At 61.6% G+C, this 15966-nt stretch carries 14 protein-coding genes and 1 pseudogene; all 15 read right to left on the minus strand.

What is annotated here, in order from left to right:
• Positions 1-15: 15 nt before the first annotated feature.
• Positions 16-717, minus strand: coding sequence for a DEAD/DEAH box helicase family protein (locus tag C0R07_RS18835; RefSeq protein ID WP_343125369.1), 702 nt, complete (start codon positions 715-717; stop codon positions 16-18).
• Positions 718-950: 233 nt separating this feature from the next.
• Entirely contained in the window at positions 951-1874 is a 924-nt protein-coding gene (locus tag C0R07_RS18840; RefSeq protein ID WP_227832955.1) for a bestrophin family protein, read from the minus strand.
• Between the two features lie 120 nt (positions 1875-1994).
• On the minus strand, positions 1995-4016 hold the full coding sequence (locus tag C0R07_RS18845; protein ID WP_017354487.1) for a cache domain-containing protein: 2022 nt from the start codon (positions 4014-4016) through the stop codon (positions 1995-1997).
• Between the two features lie 9 nt (positions 4017-4025).
• Entirely contained in the window at positions 4026-5423 is a 1398-nt protein-coding gene (locus C0R07_RS18850) for a sigma-54-dependent transcriptional regulator (RefSeq protein ID WP_026070510.1), read from the minus strand.
• Positions 5424-6108: 685 nt separating this feature from the next.
• Positions 6109-6768, minus strand: a pseudogene (locus C0R07_RS18855) (ATP-binding cassette domain-containing protein); the annotation flags it as partial.
• A complete protein-coding gene (gene modB / locus C0R07_RS18860; protein WP_005413347.1) occupies positions 6758-7441 on the minus strand; it encodes a molybdate ABC transporter permease subunit in 684 nt (227 codons plus the stop codon). The pseudogene C0R07_RS18855 and the gene modB, both read right to left, overlap by 11 nt.
• Before the next feature lie 3 nt (positions 7442-7444).
• Positions 7445-8188, minus strand: a complete 744-nt coding sequence (gene modA, locus C0R07_RS18865; RefSeq protein WP_026070511.1) for a molybdate ABC transporter substrate-binding protein — start codon at positions 8186-8188, stop codon at positions 7445-7447.
• A gap of 87 nt (positions 8189-8275) precedes the next feature.
• On the minus strand, positions 8276-8635 hold the full coding sequence (locus tag C0R07_RS18870; RefSeq protein ID WP_017354491.1) for a hypothetical protein: 360 nt from the start codon (positions 8633-8635) through the stop codon (positions 8276-8278).
• A complete protein-coding gene (mobA, locus tag C0R07_RS18875) occupies positions 8632-9198 on the minus strand; it encodes a molybdenum cofactor guanylyltransferase (protein ID WP_026070512.1) in 567 nt (188 codons plus the stop codon). The genes C0R07_RS18870 and mobA overlap by 4 nt, the downstream gene beginning before the upstream one ends.
• Complete coding sequence (locus tag C0R07_RS18880) at positions 9164-9682, minus strand: molybdenum cofactor biosynthesis protein MoaE (RefSeq protein WP_017354493.1); 519 nt, start codon at positions 9680-9682, stop codon at positions 9164-9166. Before C0R07_RS18880 ends, mobA begins: the two co-directional genes overlap by 35 nt.
• Before the next feature lie 3 nt (positions 9683-9685).
• Positions 9686-9946: a MoaD/ThiS family protein gene (locus C0R07_RS18885; protein ID WP_017354494.1), complete on the minus strand. Its 261-nt coding sequence runs from the start codon at positions 9944-9946 to the stop codon at positions 9686-9688.
• Positions 9946-11199 carry a molybdopterin molybdotransferase MoeA gene (locus C0R07_RS18890; protein ID WP_017354495.1) on the minus strand — a complete coding sequence of 418 codons (1254 nt, stop codon included), beginning with the start codon at positions 11197-11199 and terminating at the stop codon, positions 9946-9948. Before C0R07_RS18890 ends, C0R07_RS18885 begins: the two co-directional genes overlap by 1 nt.
• On the minus strand, positions 11196-12194 hold the full coding sequence (gene moaCB, locus C0R07_RS18895) for a bifunctional molybdenum cofactor biosynthesis protein MoaC/MoaB (protein ID WP_026070513.1): 999 nt from the start codon (positions 12192-12194) through the stop codon (positions 11196-11198). The genes C0R07_RS18890 and moaCB overlap by 4 nt, the downstream gene beginning before the upstream one ends.
• A gap of 8 nt (positions 12195-12202) precedes the next feature.
• Complete coding sequence (moaA, locus tag C0R07_RS18900) at positions 12203-13243, minus strand: GTP 3',8-cyclase MoaA (protein ID WP_017354497.1); 1041 nt, start codon at positions 13241-13243, stop codon at positions 12203-12205.
• Positions 13244-13274: 31 nt separating this feature from the next.
• Positions 13275-15548: an FdhF/YdeP family oxidoreductase gene (locus tag C0R07_RS18905; protein ID WP_049399264.1), complete on the minus strand. Its 2274-nt coding sequence runs from the start codon at positions 15546-15548 to the stop codon at positions 13275-13277.
• Positions 15549-15966: the final 418 nt, after the last annotated feature.

A 15966-nucleotide genomic window follows, 5' to 3' on the forward strand; every position in this document is an offset into this window, starting at 1 on the left:
GAGAAGCAGTACGCACTAAACGGCTGACGACTGTCTACAAAATCCTGGGCGATTCACCTCGTCCGTGAGCTCTACTCTAATTGCCTTGTACTCAGAGTCGGCGGGAAAAATATCGACCACATCGCCAGACACACGGAACGTGCCACGCTTCAGGGTCCGCTCAGTCCTGTCGTACTGAAGCGATGCAAGCCGACGCAGGAAGTCCCTCTGATCCAGTTCGATTCCAAGCGCAAGCTCAACCTGCAGATCCCGGTAGCTCTGTGGGTCTCCCAGTCCATAGATTGAGGACACCGAAGCGACAACAATCACGTCTCTACGCTCAATCAGAGACTTCGTAGTCGATAGTCGAAGCCTCTCAAGGTGATCATTGATGGCTGAGTCTTTCTGGATGTAACGATCGCTACCTGGGATATAGACCTCTGGCTGGAAGAAGTCGTAGTAGGAAACGAAATACTCCACGGCGTTCTCGGGGAACAGCGCCTTCATCTCCCCGTAGAGCTGAGCAGTCAACGTCTTGTTTGGCGCAAGAATGAGCGTGGGTCGCTTCAGCCGATGGATCACATTGGCCATCGTGAAGGTCTTCCCTGACCCTGTAATTCCCTTCAAGGTCTGATGTGTTGCTCCCTCCTCGATGCCAGCAATTAGCCTGGCAATCGCTTCGGGTTGATCCCCGGCCGGCGTATGATCCGAATGCATTACGAACATATCTGTTGACATCACTTACGCTCCTACTGGCTCATTCTTGATCGTTAGAGGAACTATTCCCGTCTCACAGACTCCATCCCATATGTGCGAGCGGAACCAAGGGGGCTGTACGAATGCTATCTTTGGGCGAGTTCCTTTCAGGTGAGCCTGGCAACCCATGCCTGACTAGCGCTAGGGCGTGAGCTGGCATGTCGTTACATGCCGGAGCGGCCTCAGAAGTGCACCCGCCGCCCTCCGCTCACGCCTCACTCCTCCCTACCTGGCTGCTGTACCGACTCCTGATCGACCGCAGTCAGAGCCAGCGTTGACATTAGCTCTGTCTCGATCGTCCTCTGCATTGAGTAGATCGGGAGCGCGTTCGGCGCGGAACTGAATGGCTCCTCCAGCTGACGGCCCAGCGCATCGAGACCAAAAAACGTGTACGCCACAATGAGCACCGGTAAAAAGGTCCACCACCCCAATGTTCCTGCCAGCGCAAAAGGAAGTGTTGTGCAGAATACGATCGCAGTCCGGTGAAGCAGCAGCGAATACGAGAATGGAATCGGAGTATTGAGTATCCTCTCGCACCCCCCCTGGATACGAGCCAAGTTGGCAAGCTGCTTATCCATCACCGAGTACTGAATCGAGTCGATCCTTCCCTCATGAGCCAGATGGGCAAGCTTCAAGCCAATGCCCTGGAGCACAGCGTCCGTCGGATTCGGGCCTTGTGATGCCTTGCCAATATCCCACCAAGGTGCGATCGCATGGGCTTCGTCGGCCCGGCGCAGTCGAGAATAGAGGCCAGCACTGAAGCCACACAGGCCTCGCAGGATCTGTGCTCGGCTGTTTGGATCCAGCAGGGACGTCTGCCTGGCTATTGAGCGACACGCTATGACCAGGTCACCCCAAAGGTGCCTCGCCTCCCACCATCTGGAGTAGCAAGCGTTGTTTCGAAAGCTCATGAATACGGAAAGTGCGATACCAATGAGCGTGAACGGAACGGCACTGAAGCGAGCAAAGATTCCTGGATGCTCCGTTGATGCGAGCACCGCTCCTGCGGTCACAATGCTAATCAGTAGTAGATGCAATGCGATCCTGGGCAGGATGGTACCCCTGACGGCAAACGCAACGTCCCACAACGTCGGCTGCCTTCGCATTCTCGTTTCAACATCTGGGAGACGGTGTGTCATGCCAACCTCTGATTCATTGATCGACTGCTGGCGTCGATACGCCTAGGCAACAAATTCCTTCCACTTGAGTTCGAAATGCGAATGACATCACGCCGTTCGCATGACACTGCTACAGCAGGTCTAAAGCAGTTCATCGTCGGCAGCCTCGGGCATCCATAGTTCAATGACCGTCCCTGTCAGGCCGGTTCTCACTACCGACAGGCTGCCACCGTGGCGGTTGGCAAGCATCTGACTGATGGAAAGACCCAGCCCAGTACCTTGACGATGTTTGGTCGTAAAGAATGGCTCAAAAATTCGGACCAGAATGTCCTGAGGAATGCCGCTTCCAGTATCTGAGACTCGCAAAGCGACGCCAGGGTGACCATGAACGTCGTCAACGTCCAACGTCGCCAATCCCAGCGTTCCGCCCTTCTGCATGACATAGATTGCATTGATCAGGAGGTTCACAAGAATTTGCTGCAGCTCGCCCCGATTGCCCGTTACGAGCCGTGTGGACAGGAAGTTCTTCTCTATCTTCACGGGATGGCGCTTGATGAGGTGTTGAATCAGGGGCAGCGTCTCCAACATCAGCGTGGCAGGCTCTAACAGCTCACTATGACCGGAGTACTCACTGGGCTTGGAGAACTGCAGCAACTTGGAAACAATGGTGCTGATACGCCCAATTTGATCCTCAATGAGGTCAATCTCTTCTCCAAACCCTTGACCCTCGGGCTCCCTGATCGAGTCACGCAGAAGCTCGAGGTTCCCCTGCATGACGGCAAGCGGATTGTTGATCTCGTGCGCTATTCCTGCTGCGATCTCGCCAATTGTTGCCAGCTTCTCAGTGACAATCAGGTGCTGGGTCGTCTCTTCCAACCGTCTATTGGCTAGTGCGAGACCAGCAGTTCGCTCCTCTACCCTGGAATTGAGCTCCTCGTTCCAGGCGACCAGCTGCCGTTCCTTCTCTTCCAGCTGACAGAGCAGCTGGTCCAAGTGCGAAGCGACACGTCCGATTTCATCATTGGATGCCCCTGCTCCGGAGCGAGCACTGCGGTCGCCCGCCTTGACCCGTCCAATTGCCTGATCCATCCGCTCAAGTGGCTTGAACACGCCGCGAGCGATGTACAGAAAAAGGGGTACGGTGATGACTGCAACAAGGAGGCAACCGAACACGATCGCTCCGATGGAATTTCGACGGGCGGTGGTGAATGGCTCCTCCAGAAAGCCCACGAAGAGCATACCAATAGGTACGCCCCGGCCATTGAGAATGGGCATATAGCCGGCAATGTACCAATCATTGACTACGTAGGCTCTCGCCTGCCAGGTCTTTCCCTGGCCCAGCACGGCCTCGGCCACTTCAGAAGACACCCGTGTCCCCGACGCTGGGTTCCCTCCCGCCAACAACGCGTTGGTGCTGATGCGGGTATCACCAAGGAAGATGGAGGCTATCCCTGTTGCGCCAGTACGCAGGGCCTTATCTCGGTAGACAAGATCAGTGATCTGCTTGATGAACTCGGTGTTGTGGTTCAGCAGAGTACCCGCAATCAAGACGCCAACCTGATTGTTTGGAAGTGCAACCGGCGTTGCAGCTTGAATCATTAGGCCCCGCTTCTCACTCTGGGCCGAATCGACAGGATTCCTTGCGTTATGCGGACGAATGACCTCGGCCCGTGCGGCGAGCTTTGGGGAGATCTCCATCAGATCGTCCCGGCTTACCACCCCCACCTCCACGCTGGACGCTCCCTTCAGGGCCTTTTCGATGACTGACCAGTCCAAGTCAAGCTCAGCTGGCGAGGCCGGCTCACTACTAGCCAACAAGCGACCGTTTGAATCCAACAGTGCGATGAAGTCTAGTGAACCACCTTGGGCTTTCGACGCTAGTAGGCTGCCAAGCTCTGCATTCTTGTTGACCCCCTGGCTAATGACGCCATGGAAGCTCTGCGAATCAGCAATCGCAGCCAGCGTCGCGCGGTCGTTGACGAGCAGCTGGTTCATGTACTGTCCCGCAACTTTCAGGTCCCCGCCAACCTTCGAGGCGAGCAGTCGGTCGAAGCGCAAATCCCATTGGTAGATGAGTCCGCCGACGATAGCCGGCAGGATCACAAACATTGGAAGGATCGCGATTAGAAGCAGGCGGAAGCGAACTGAGCGCGCTCGGTTCATTGCAGATTCCTAGGCTGATACATTCCAACTGGAGCACTTACGATCAATCGTCTTTCGCGATATGCCCAAGATCGTGGCCGCTCTTTCGCGATCTCCGCCAGTCTCACGAAGCACTGCAAGGATGTGCCTGCGCTCGACCTCCGAGAGCAGCCGGCTTCGTGGGTCAGAGAGTGACTCCAACCGCTCAAGCTGAGTCGGAAAGTGTCCGAGTATCAGGCTACGCTCAACGTAGTTGTGAAGCTCGCGGACGTTCCCGGGCCACGAGTAGCTCTGAAGATATGCCCGGATCCTTTCGTCGATCGGAATCGGTTGAAGGCCAAGCTGCAGCCCCAGCTCACGCATGAAGCCCGCCGCCAGCTCCAACACATCAGCGCCGCGGTCATGAAGGCGAGGAAGCGACACCTCGAGAACGTTGATGCGATAGTAGAGATCCGACCGGAATGTTCCATTCTTCACTTCCGCAACCAAATTCTTGTTGGTTGAGAAGATGAATCTGACATCGATCGGAATCTCCCGATCTGCGCCAACTGGTCGTATCCGTCTATCTTCAAGCATCCTTAGCAGCTTTCCTTGGAGAGCCAAGGGAAGATCAGCGACTTCGTCAAACAGCAATGTTCCGCCTTCTGCATAGGCGACCAGTCCTTGGCGAGACGAGTTCGCTCCACTGAACGTTCCTTTGAGACTCCCGAACAGTTCAACGTCAATCAACTCGCTGGGAACAGCTGCACAATTTATTGGAATGAAAGGATGAGATGCCCGTGCGGACAACGCGTGCAGCGATCTTGCGGCAACCTCCTTTCCAGAGCCGGATTCTCCAGTGAACAGCACGCTACTGGGCAGTGGTGCGACCTTCGCGATCAGATCCTTGGTGGCCTGAATCGCACGCGAGCTACCTGTGAGCCTGTCTCGAAGCGCAGCTGGTGCACCGGAGCCATGTAGCTCGTGACGGAGAATGGCATTCTCCCGCCGTAGGCGACCGCGTTCCAGGCAGCGCGATATAGCGGCCAGCAACTGATTGGTTCTGAAAGGCTTGAGAAGAAAATCAGCCGCTCCCGCGCGGATAGCGCCGATAGCGGAATCCAAGTCTGCGTACGCAGTAATCAGAATGAAGTCGGCCAAGACCCCTCCCCTGCGCTGGTCCTCCAGCCACGCGATGCCACTCTTCCCTGGCAACACGTTGTCCACAATCACGATGTCAAAGTGGCGCTCCGTCAGATGCTGCTCCGCTTCAATGGTGTCAGCTGCAGCTTCCACAACTTTGCATCGCGGTCGCAAGGCACGAACCAAGAAGCTACGCATGCCAGGTTCGTCGTCAACGATCAGTATCGATGAGCGCGCAAGGTCCGGCCATGCAAGATCGCCGTTTGCGCGCTCTTCGGAAGATTGGTTGGCGCTCTTTGGCGTCATGTTTCCCTCAGTACAATTGAAGCGTGGCTAGTTCCGTCGATTCGTGTTCGAGTTCATTTCGATCTTTCGACCGCTAGATGACGGGTGACATATCGAACAAAACACCCCCTCTCACGACGTAGGACGTTGTGCACCAAAGGCCAGTCTGAGACGTTCAATGCTGTCGACCTCAGTCATATGCCAATCCGGAACTCTTGCCCTACGAGCCTAGTATCGACCTCTTGGTGGCCAAACGGACCGGGGGCTCCTCGCCATATTGCCCAGAGCGCCAATGGCCTCCGTGCCCCTCCAAGCCCCTCGGCGGTCGGTCGCCACGGGAGGCTGGAGAAGTCTCGCTCCCTTCGAGCGGATCATTACGCCAATTCGGCCATATGGGAAGCGCTGGGTGCGCGTTGTCCCCGCCTCGGCCGGAGCCACGCAGCGCGGCCAAGCGCGGGCGAGTCGATCCGCCTTGCAAGAAGGTCCAGGCCCTACCGCTCGCCTACCGGCATAGAGATGCCTATGCACCAGGGTCGTCTCCCATTTGCGCGGCTCGCGGGCAGATGTATCGTGGCTTTGGACTCTCTGAGTCTCCGACTGACTGATGGTTGCTCTTCCCCTCAAGACCCGGGCTTGTTGGGGAGCCGACTAAGGATGGTAGAAGGCGGGGCTGACGGGTCGGCCTCTGACGCGAGCCGGGAGGAGAGATCAGTCGCCCATTTTCGATGCAGGCGATCTGGCCCCCAAATATCTCAATGTCGTTGGGATCATGGCTGATCAGCAGCAGTGGAATACCGGCCCCGTCCAGCACGGCCTCCAGCTCCTGCCGCAAGTGCTGGCGAAGATCCTGGTCCAGCGCGGAGAACGGTTCATCCAGCAGCAGCGCCTGCGGCTGCGTCACCAAGGCGCGTGCCAAGGCGGTACGCTGGCGCTGGCCGCCGGACACCTGCGAGGGCAGCAGATCACCCACCGTATCGATGCGGAATGCGTGCAACCACTGCTCCACCGCATCGAAGCGCTGGCCGACCCGCGGATTCAACCAGCCCTTCTGCAGACCGAACGCCACGTTCTGGCGCACGCTCAGGTGTGGGAACAGCGCGTAATCCTGGAACACGTAGCCCAGCCGGCGGTGCTGCGGCGGCAGATCCACACCGGTGGCCGCATCGAACAGGGTCTGCCCCTGTAGGCGCACATGACCCTGGCCCGGCCTCAGCAGCCCGGCCACCGCCTTCAGGGTCAGGCTCTTGCCCGCGCCCGAGGGCCCGAACAGCACCACCTGCCGCTGCGTGCACTGCAGCGACACGTCCAATACGAAATCCTGGCCGGCCGCCTGCAGGCGACGCTGCACCTGCAGGTCAAGCCACATCACGCAGCTCCCGGCGACGTCCGCCCACCAGCCGCGCGGCCAGCAGCAGGATCACGATGCACACCACCGAGGTCAGGATCACCAGCGCATTGGCCTTGCCGTCCTGGCCGGCCTGCACCGCTTCGTAGATGGCGATCGACAGCGTCTGCGTGCGGCCGGGAATGCTGCCCGCCACCATCAGCGTCGCGCCGAACTCGCCCATCGCGCGTGCAAACGCCAGCAGCAGGCCGGCGAGGATGCCGCGCCACGCCAGCGGCAGCGTGATGCGGAAGAACACCGCTGCTTCGGACACACCGAGCGTGCGTGCGGCCTGCTCCAACTGTCCATCCACTTCCTCGAACGCCGCGCGTGCCGGCTTGAACACCAGCGGCAGCGAGGCCACCGCCGCAGCGATCACCGCCGCCTGCCAGGTGAACACCAGGTTGATGCCGAACCACGACTGCAGCCACGCGCCGATCGGGCCGTTGCGGCCGATCAGCACCAGCAGGTAATACCCCAGCACGGTCGGCGGCAGCACCATCGGCAGGGTCAGCAGCGAATCCAGCAGCTCACGGCCAGGAAATCGCCGACGTGCCAGCAGCGCGCCCAGTGCCACGCCCAGCACCAGATTGATCGCGGTGGCCCAGCCGGCCACCTTCAGCGACAACCACAGTGCGCTCCAGTCGAGATCCATGCCTCAGGGCTTGCCGAACCCATGCTTGGCCAGGATCGCCTGGCCCTGTGCCGAACGCACGAAGGTGGTGAAGCGCTTGGCTTCAACCGGTTGCGCACTGGCCTTGGTCACCGCCAACGGATAGGCAATGCGCCCCGCCACCGGCACCGCGAAGGCACGGCGCACCCGATCAGGCATCGCCTGCGCATCGGTGGCATAGACGAAGCCGGCATCCACTTCACCGCGCGCCACGTAGTCCAGCGACTGGCGAACGTTCTGCGTGGTGATGGTCTTGCCCTGCACCGACGGCCACAGGCCCGCCGCTTCCAGCGCGCCCTTGGCATAGCGGCCGACCGGCACGCTGTCCGGGTTGCCCAGTGCGATGCGCTGCACACCGGCACCGGCCAGGTCCTTCAAGGTACGCGGCGCAGCCTTGGCCTGCGGCGGCACCACCACCCACAGCGCGTTCACCGCGAACACCTCGCGGGTGCCGGCCGCCAGCAGGTCCTGCTGCTGGGCCTGGTCCATCGTGGTTTCATCGGCCGACGCGAACACATCCACCGGCGCGCCGCGGCTGATCTGCTGCAGCAGCACGCCGGACGCGGCGAAGTTGAAATCGACCTTGGTTCCCGGGTGTGCCTTCTCATAGGCGGTGCCCAGTTCGCGGAAGCTCTCGGTCAAGCTCGATGCCGCCGACACCGTCAGGTCGGCCGCCAAGGCCGGCACCGTGGCCAGCAGTCCCAGCAACAACAGTCCAACTCGTTTCATCATTGGTTTCCCCGTTTGGTTGGGTTTAGATCGGTTTCACCGCCTATCCTTGGCATCGCAGGCGCTACATAGCTGGCCCGCCCAGAGCTAGGTAGAGGGTGCACGACGGTGCGGACCTCGTTGGCGCAGGCTGTCTCGTACATCCACATCGAATTGAAGCTGCAGCGAGATGTCATCATCCAGCGCAATGCCAAAACCCAGACCATCACGACAGGGCAAACGTAATGCCAAGGACTGAACCGCTTCGCGAGGAAGCATCAACCGGCAGTACTCGCTCCCCTCCAGAAGCACCGCCTGTTGCCCTGCATGCAGTGATAGCACCATGCCCCAGCCGCGATCGCCGCCGAACCGCGTCAGGTTCTCCACCGATTCGCCGGCCAGCAACTGCGCTAGCTCCTCTTCATCAACGCGCAGACGAACTGCCTGCCGCTGTAGCTGGACTTTCATGATGCAATGAACTCGAGCTCGGTTGAGGTGTTGCAGTTGAGTAGCTGGTCGTATTCGCTATCCGCCAGTGGCAGCTCGATTGCGCCCAAGCGTTCTCGCAGGGCGTGTAGCGAGCGGTGCGCCGCCGGATTCTCGATCAATTCCCGCAACACATGCCGGCAATGGTCATCAATCTGCAACCGCATCGGCAGGGGTTCTTCCGCAAACAGCACACAGGCAGCCGAAGGCGCATCACGTAACCGTTGTAGTAACGCCGGGGTCACATTGGGCGTATCCACCGGAAGCACCAGAGCGGCAGCGTCCGGCATGCACATGGCCACACTGTAGAGCCCGCCCAACGGGCCGCAGCGTGCCACGCGATCAGGAATGCCACCGAAGGCCGGGTAGTTGCCACTCACCCATACCCTTTCCGCACCTGCCTGTCGCAGCAGGCCACGCATGTGCTCTAGCAGGGTTCGCCCGTGCCACGGTAGCAGCGCCTTGTCACGGCCCATCCGGCTGGAAAGACCACCGGCCAGCACGATGCCGTCAGTGGGAATGTTCGTGATCGTGTGCACATTCATGGGCATTGTCATGAGCTTGCGTGGGTTCGTTATCCGCATGGCAGAGACTGCAGCCTTCGGTCCACTCGCTGTCGCCGTCCTCGTAATGCTCCTGCTTCCAGATCGGGCACTGGTGCTTGACCACCTCGATCAACTGCCGGCAGGCCCGGAATGCCTCGTCTCGATGCGGGCTGCCGGCGGCCACCACCACCGCCACATCGCCAATGCCCAACCGGCCCTTGGCGTGGGCCACATACAGCTTCAGCTTCGGACCGAACGTCGCCTCGACCTCTGCCGCCAGGCGCTTGAACTCGTTCAGCACCAAAGGTTCGAACAGGTCGTACGTGATCCCGGTCACCGGCCGGCCGATGTTGACGTCGCGCACCTTGCCGATGAACACGTCGATGCCGCCGAAGCCCGGATCAGATACCGCCGCGATGCCTTCGGCCGGATCGATCGCCGCCTGCGCGCGGTCCACCACCGTCGCGATGATCTTCTCGCTCATCGCTCAGCCCCCGCTCACTGGTGGCAGGATCGCCACGCGGCCATCGTCGGGCAGCGCCTCGTGGTCGCGCAGCACGCGTTGCTGGTCGGCAAACGCCGAGTAGTCCAGCAGGCCCGCGCGGAAACCCGGCCAACGCACCGGCAGCAGCTCGCGCAGCGCCTGGCGCAGATCGGCCACGGTGCCACCGGCCACATCGACGGCGATTTCGCGGCTGGCATCCAGATCGGAAAACGCACCGAACAACTGCAGATTCACCTGTTTCATCATGACTCCTGGCTCACCAGCTGCACCGGTTCGTGGTGACCCCAGCCCTGCACGCGCACGAAGGTGCCAGCGCTGGCCAGGTCTCCCTCGGCCTCCAGCACCACCCAGGCGTTGGCCTGCAGCATGGACATCAAACGGAACGACTCCTGCCCGGACAGTACGCGCGCACTCAGGCGCCCCTGCCCGTCCATTTCCACCCGCGCCCGCGCGTGGAAGCGCAGACCGGGCGGCTTGCGCACGTCGGCCTGCAGCGGCAGCCGCAACACCGGTTCCGGTGCAAGCCCCAGCAGGCGGCGCAGTACCGGCTCGACGAAGAAGCGCTGGCCCACGGCAGCCGAAACCGGGTTGCCGGGCAGGCCGAAGTACAGCGCGCCATTGGGCAACACCGCGAACAACAACGGCTTGCCGGGGCGGATCGCCACCTTATGGAAGACGATGCGCGCACCACGGCCACGCAGCGCATCGGGAACGAAGTCGTAGCGGCCGGCCGACACCGCGCCGGTACTGATCAGCAGCTGCGCGCCAGCGGCCAGCGCTTCATCCAGCACCGCATTGAACGCGGCCACGTCGTCGCCCACCGTGCCCTGCCAGACCACCTCGGCACCGGCCGCCTGCAGGCGGCCCACCAGGTAGGGGCGATTGCTGTCACGGATCTGGCCCGATTCCAGCGCCTGCGCCGCCTCGGTCACCAGTTCCTTGCCGGTGGCGATCACCGCCGCCCTCGGCCGCGCCACCACCGCCACCTCACCCACGCCCAGGGCGTGCAGCAGGGTGCGGGCATTGATATCCAGCACCTGGCCGGCGCACAGCACGCGCTCACCCTCGCGCACGTCCTGGCCGCGCAGGCGCACGTTCTGGCCCGGCTTCACCGTCGCGGTCAGCGCGATGCGGGTCGGGCGGCCGTCCTCGCTGGCGAGGATCTCCACGTTCTCGACCGGCACCACCGTATCCAGGCCAACCGGCATGCGCGCTCCGGTCATGATTTCCCAGGCACCCTCGCCGCCTTCGGCGCCGGCATCGCCGGCTGCCTGCCAGCCCTGCACCGCGAATTCGGTACCGGCCTCGAACGTCGCGCCGTTGGCGCGCAGCGCAAAGCCGTCCATCGCCGAATTGTCGAACGGCGGCAACGACTGCCCGCTGTGGATGTCACTGGCCAGGGTACGGCCGCCGGCTTCATGCAGCGGCACGCGCTCGGCCGGCAGCGGCGTGGCCGCGTCCAGCAGGTGCTGCAAGGCTTCGCAATAGGGAATCATGAGTGGCCATCCCCCTCGACCATCGCCAGGGCGTGGCCCAGTACCGGCGCCAGGATATCCAGGCACTGCGCCGCCGCCTTCGGGCTGCCGGGCAGCGCGAACACCAGCATGTTGCCCAGCTGCACCACCTCGGCGCGGCTCAGCCAGGCCATCGGCGTGTGCTGTGCACTCAGCGCGCGCACCATCTGCGCCAGGCCATGTACCGGCCGCGCGTTCAGGGAACGGAGCGCCTCCGGGGTCAGGTCACGCGGGCCCAGTCCGGTACCACCGGTACACAGGCACAGGCGCACGCCCTCGGCGGCCAAGGCCTGCAGGCGACCCGCCAATGGCTCGATGCCATCGGGCAACACCTCAGCGGCCACCACCTCGCCGCCCAGCTTTTTCAGGCCGGTCACCAGGGTCGGGCCAGAGATATCCTCATAGGTGCCGTCGCTGGCGCGATCGCTCAGCGTGATCACCGCGCAGGCCGCGCCCTCCAGGCCCTTCGGCGCACGCGGCTTGAAACGCGTGCGCTCGGCATCGTCCATGCCGTCGGGGTGCAGCCAGACACCGCGCTTGCCGCCTTCCTTGAACAGCAGGCGGATACCTTCGATGCGCAGGGCCGGTTCCACCGGCTTGCTCAGGTCGTACAGGGTAAGCAGCGCCGCGTTGACGCCGGCCAGTGCCTCCATCTCCACGCCGGTGCGCGCCTCGCTGGCGCACTCGCACCACACGCGGATCGCCTGCCGTTCCGGTACCGGCGCGCAGAACACCTGCACCAGTTCCAGCGGCAGCGGGTGGCACAGTGGCATCAGCATCGAGGCCATCTTGGCGCCCTGCAGGCCGGCAATCTCGGCCATCACCAGCGCATCGCCCTTGGGCAGGCGGCGCTCGACGATCAGCGGATAGGCCACTGGACCGGCATGCAGCTCGCCCACCGCCACCGCACGTCGGCGGGTGATGCGCTTGTCGCGGACATCGGCCATATGGAAGGCCGCATTCAATTCCCCACTCATCGTGTTGCTCATCCTCCGATGGAGGCCAGGTGCGGGGTCAGCCCGGTCTGGCCCTGGTGCAGTCCATGCCCGGCCGCTTTCAGGCCAAGCTGCGTGGTAATGCGTGCCAGCAGCGCGTCATGGTCATCGTCGCTCTGCAGCAGCGGGCGCAGCGGCACGCCGAACTCGCCGAACAGGCACAGCCGCAGGTCACCCTTGGCGGTCACCCGCAGGCGGTTGCAGCCCTTGCAGAAGTCACGCGAATACGGGGCGATGATGCCCACCGTGCCGCGATGGTCCGGGTGGCTGTACTCACGCGCCGGGCCGGCATCGGCGGCGCGCGGCCGTTCGTGCCAGCCAGCCGCCAGCAGCTGCTCGATCACCACGTCGGCGCGCAGGTGGTGGCGCTGGAAATAGGCTTCGTTGTCGCCGGTGCGCATCAGTTCGATGAAGCGCACGCTGAAGGGGCGGTCACGCAGGTAGTCCATCCACTGCGGCAGCTCGTCGTCGTTCAGGCCACGCAGCAGCACCGCATTGAGCTTGATCGCCGGCAGGCCCAGCGCCTGCGCCAGGGCCAGGCCCTGTTCGATCTCCGGCAGGCGGTCATGCCCGGTGATGGTCTTGAAACGTTCGCGCTGCAGGCTGTCCATGCTCACGTTCAGCGCGGTCAGGCCGGCGCGGTGCCAGCCCGGCAGGCGCCGCGGTAGCAACGTGCCATTGGTGGTGATGGCCACCTTGCGGATGCCCGGCACCGCCGCCACGGTGGCGATGATCTCATCCAGGTCCTTGCGCAGGCTGGGCTCGCCGCCGGTCAGGCGGATCTTGCTCATGCCCAGCGCGGCAAACGCACGCACCAGGCGCGCGATTTCTTCCACCTGCAGGAAGCGCGGGCGGCCATCGGCCTGGTAGCCGTCGGGCAGGCAGTAGCTGCAACGGAAGTTGCAGGCTTCGGTCAACGAAAGGCGCAGGTACGGAAAGCTGCGTCCGAAACCGTCGGTGAGTTGGCGGGGATGATCTGCCAGTGCGCCCTCACCTACCGGCTCTGGCGCCCGAATGAGCTCGGCTGACATTCTTAGTCCTCCCTACGACATGCCGGCGCAATCACTGTGAAATGACCACCCTGACCGGGATCGACTTCGCCGCGGGGGTACCACTGATGCGATCGAAGTAATCCAGAGGTAGCAGTGGATTGAGTTCAGGGTAGTAGCCCGCAATCGCGCCACGCGGCATCGGATAGTCAAGCACAGTCAACCCATCGACCCGCCGGCAGACGCCATCACTGGAGATCGTCTCGAGGCTCACCTGTTCCTCCTTCCCAATCCCTCGTGCTACTCGATCTTCCAGGTTCATGAAGAGGATCATTCGATCGTTATACACACCGCGATAGCGATCGTTGTAGCTGTAGATTGTCGTGTTGTACTGGTCATGGGAGCGAACCGTGGCCAGCCGAAGCATAGTGGGATCCTCGACCAGGTCGTTCACTTCAAGACCCGGCAACACCAGAATATTGGCCTTCCCGTTAGGTGTCGGCCACTCACGGCGGCGCGGCGGAATGTCCAAGTGGAAGCCACGCGGCGCCTGGATCCGTTCATTGAAGTCTGCGTAGATGCTGGGATAGACCGCCGCGATCAGCTCACGAACATGGTTGTAATCGTGCATGCAAGCTGCCCAGTCGACCTTGCTGTCCGGCAGTGTTGCCATTGCCATGCGGCACACGATCTCAACTTCCGGAAGAACATGTTCACTCACAGGCTCCAGTACTCCACGGGATGCGGTGACATTCGACATGGCATCCTCAATGGTGACAAACTGCTCACCCAGCGGGGTATGGATCCACTCCGAGCGCGCCACCACCGGTAGGATCAGCGCCTCCTTGCCATGCACTAGGTGGCCACGGTTGAGTTTGGTGGCGATGCCAACCGTAAGCTCAAGACCACGCATTGCCCTGTAGGCAATTTCGGTATCAGGAACAGCATGGATGAAGTTCCCGCCCATGCCGATGAAGACCTTGGCGGTTCCAGCCAGCATCGCCTCAATAGACTCAACCACATGGTGCCCATGTTCGCGCGGCGGTTCGAACCCGAACACGTCGCGAACTTGGTCCAGGTAGCGTTGCGTCGGCTTCTCATCAATGCCGACGGTACGGTCGCCTTGCACGTTGGAATGGCCGCGAATAGGAGCAATGCCCGCCCCGGGCTTTCCGAAGTTGCCGCGCAGCATCAGCAGATTGGCAACCTGCTGCAAAAGGCGAGATCCTTGCTGGTGCTGGGTCAGGCCCATGCCATAGCAGATAATGGTCGCACGGGAACGGATGTAGATCTCTGCACAACGCAGAATCTGCTCCTTCTTGATCCCGGACACTTGGACGATCTGGCTCCACTCCAGGGACATCACTTCTTCACGCAATGCCTCCAGCCCGACGGTGTGCTCGGTCAGGAATTCGTGATCGAGAACAGACTCGCCGGCCGCTTCCCGCTCGAACATAGCCTTCATGATGCCCTTGATCAGGGCCAGGTCACCGCCGATGCGAATGTGTACAAATTCACTGGAAATCTCGGTGGAGCCAAACGTGGCCATCTGCACGACGTCCTGGGGCTCGGCAAAGCGAATCAGCGCACGTTCCGGCATAGGATTGACCGCGACAATTGGAGCATTACGCTTCCGCGCCTCCACCAAGTTGGACATCATTCGTGGTGAGTTGGTGCCTGTGTTCTGGCCGATGACGAAGATGGCCTCAGCATGCTCAAAGTCATCGAGCACGATAGTGCCCTTGCCGACACCAATTGCCGGCGGCAACCCCCGGCTGGTCGGCTCGTGGCACATGTTCGAGCAGTCCGGGAAGTTGTTGGTTCCGAACTCGCGCACGAAGATCGAGTACAGGAACGCGGCTTCGTTCGGCGTCCTCCCCGAGGTGTAGAACTCAGCCTCATGCGGGCTGGACAGGGCCTGCAGGTGTCGCCCGATCAGCGCGAAGGCCTCATCCCAGCTACAAGGAACGTAATGGTCGGATACCGGGTCATATCGCATCGGCTCGGTCAATCGACCCTGCATCTCCAGCCAATAGTCGGACTGCGCCATCAGCTCCTGGACAGTGTGCTCCGCGAAGAACTCACGCGTGGCGCGATGCTTGGTTGCCTCCCATGCCAAGGCCTTCGCACCGTTTTCGCAGAACTCCAGCTTCTTGGTGTGATCTGCATCCGGGAAAGCGCAACTGGGGCACTTGAATCCCCCAGGCTGATTCATCGACAAAAGCGCTTTAGATCCCTTGGCAATGACGCTCTGCTGCATCAGAACCTTGGCGGTTGCACCGGTGGCACCCCAACCACCGGCAGGATGGTCGTAGGCTTTGTAACGGGGGATCTTCTGCTCTGACATGACAGGCACTCGCAGCATGCAATTGGGAGTGGGAAAAGTTAAGCACGCGACGGCCTCCCCTTCCACGGACAGTATGTCCACCCTGCCCAGACAAGACGTCCGGCGTACACGCCGGGGATCGAATCGAGGCACTGGTGTCCGATACGAGTGCCTCAACGGACCCGAAGCGCTCATCCTGGCCCTCACCACGAACAGGTCTTCACGCCACCCGCCATCGATTGTAACTATCTAATTTATCGGGCGTTTTCTAGCTACAGGCACATGTAGCGGACAGGCGGGCCACAGCCCCTCGAACAGAATGTCGGATCAACTCAGCCAAACTGTCCATCTGCGAACATTTGTAAATTTTGACCGCAGCGGGGTGTACGCCTTGGGATACTCTCCGCACTGTCAAACCACTAAGAAGTCCCCGACCCGA

The organism is Stenotrophomonas bentonitica (genome assembly GCF_002887735.1).
GTDB lineage: Bacteria > Pseudomonadota > Gammaproteobacteria > Xanthomonadales > Xanthomonadaceae > Stenotrophomonas > Stenotrophomonas bentonitica_A.

Coding starts and splice junctions, on each gene's coding strand:
- moaA (WP_017354497.1), bottom strand. CDS start 13,243: ATGTCAGCCGAGCTCATTCGGGCGCCAGAGCCGGTAGGTGAGGGCGCA.
- mobA (WP_026070512.1), bottom strand. CDS start 9,198: ATGAATGTGCACACGATCACGAACATTCCCACTGACGGCATCGTGCTG.
- C0R07_RS18880 (WP_017354493.1), bottom strand. CDS start 9,682: ATGAGCGAGAAGATCATCGCGACGGTGGTGGACCGCGCGCAGGCGGCG.
- C0R07_RS18890 (WP_017354495.1), bottom strand. CDS start 11,199: ATGATTCCCTATTGCGAAGCCTTGCAGCACCTGCTGGACGCGGCCACG.
- C0R07_RS18885 (WP_017354494.1), bottom strand. CDS start 9,946: ATGAAACAGGTGAATCTGCAGTTGTTCGGTGCGTTTTCCGATCTGGAT.
- C0R07_RS18905 (WP_049399264.1), bottom strand. CDS start 15,548: ATGTCAGAGCAGAAGATCCCCCGTTACAAAGCCTACGACCATCCTGCC.
- modB (WP_005413347.1), bottom strand. CDS start 7,441: ATGGATCTCGACTGGAGCGCACTGTGGTTGTCGCTGAAGGTGGCCGGC.
- C0R07_RS18850 (WP_026070510.1), bottom strand. CDS start 5,423: ATGACGCCAAAGAGCGCCAACCAATCTTCCGAAGAGCGCGCAAACGGC.
- moaCB (WP_026070513.1), bottom strand. CDS start 12,194: ATGAGTGGGGAATTGAATGCGGCCTTCCATATGGCCGATGTCCGCGAC.
- C0R07_RS18840 (WP_227832955.1), bottom strand. CDS start 1,874: ATGACACACCGTCTCCCAGATGTTGAAACGAGAATGCGAAGGCAGCCG.
- modA (WP_026070511.1), bottom strand. CDS start 8,188: ATGAAACGAGTTGGACTGTTGTTGCTGGGACTGCTGGCCACGGTGCCG.
- C0R07_RS18835 (WP_343125369.1), bottom strand. CDS start 717: ATGTCAACAGATATGTTCGTAATGCATTCGGATCATACGCCGGCCGGG.
- C0R07_RS18870 (WP_017354491.1), bottom strand. CDS start 8,635: ATGAAAGTCCAGCTACAGCGGCAGGCAGTTCGTCTGCGCGTTGATGAA.
- C0R07_RS18845 (WP_017354487.1), bottom strand. CDS start 4,016: ATGAACCGAGCGCGCTCAGTTCGCTTCCGCCTGCTTCTAATCGCGATC.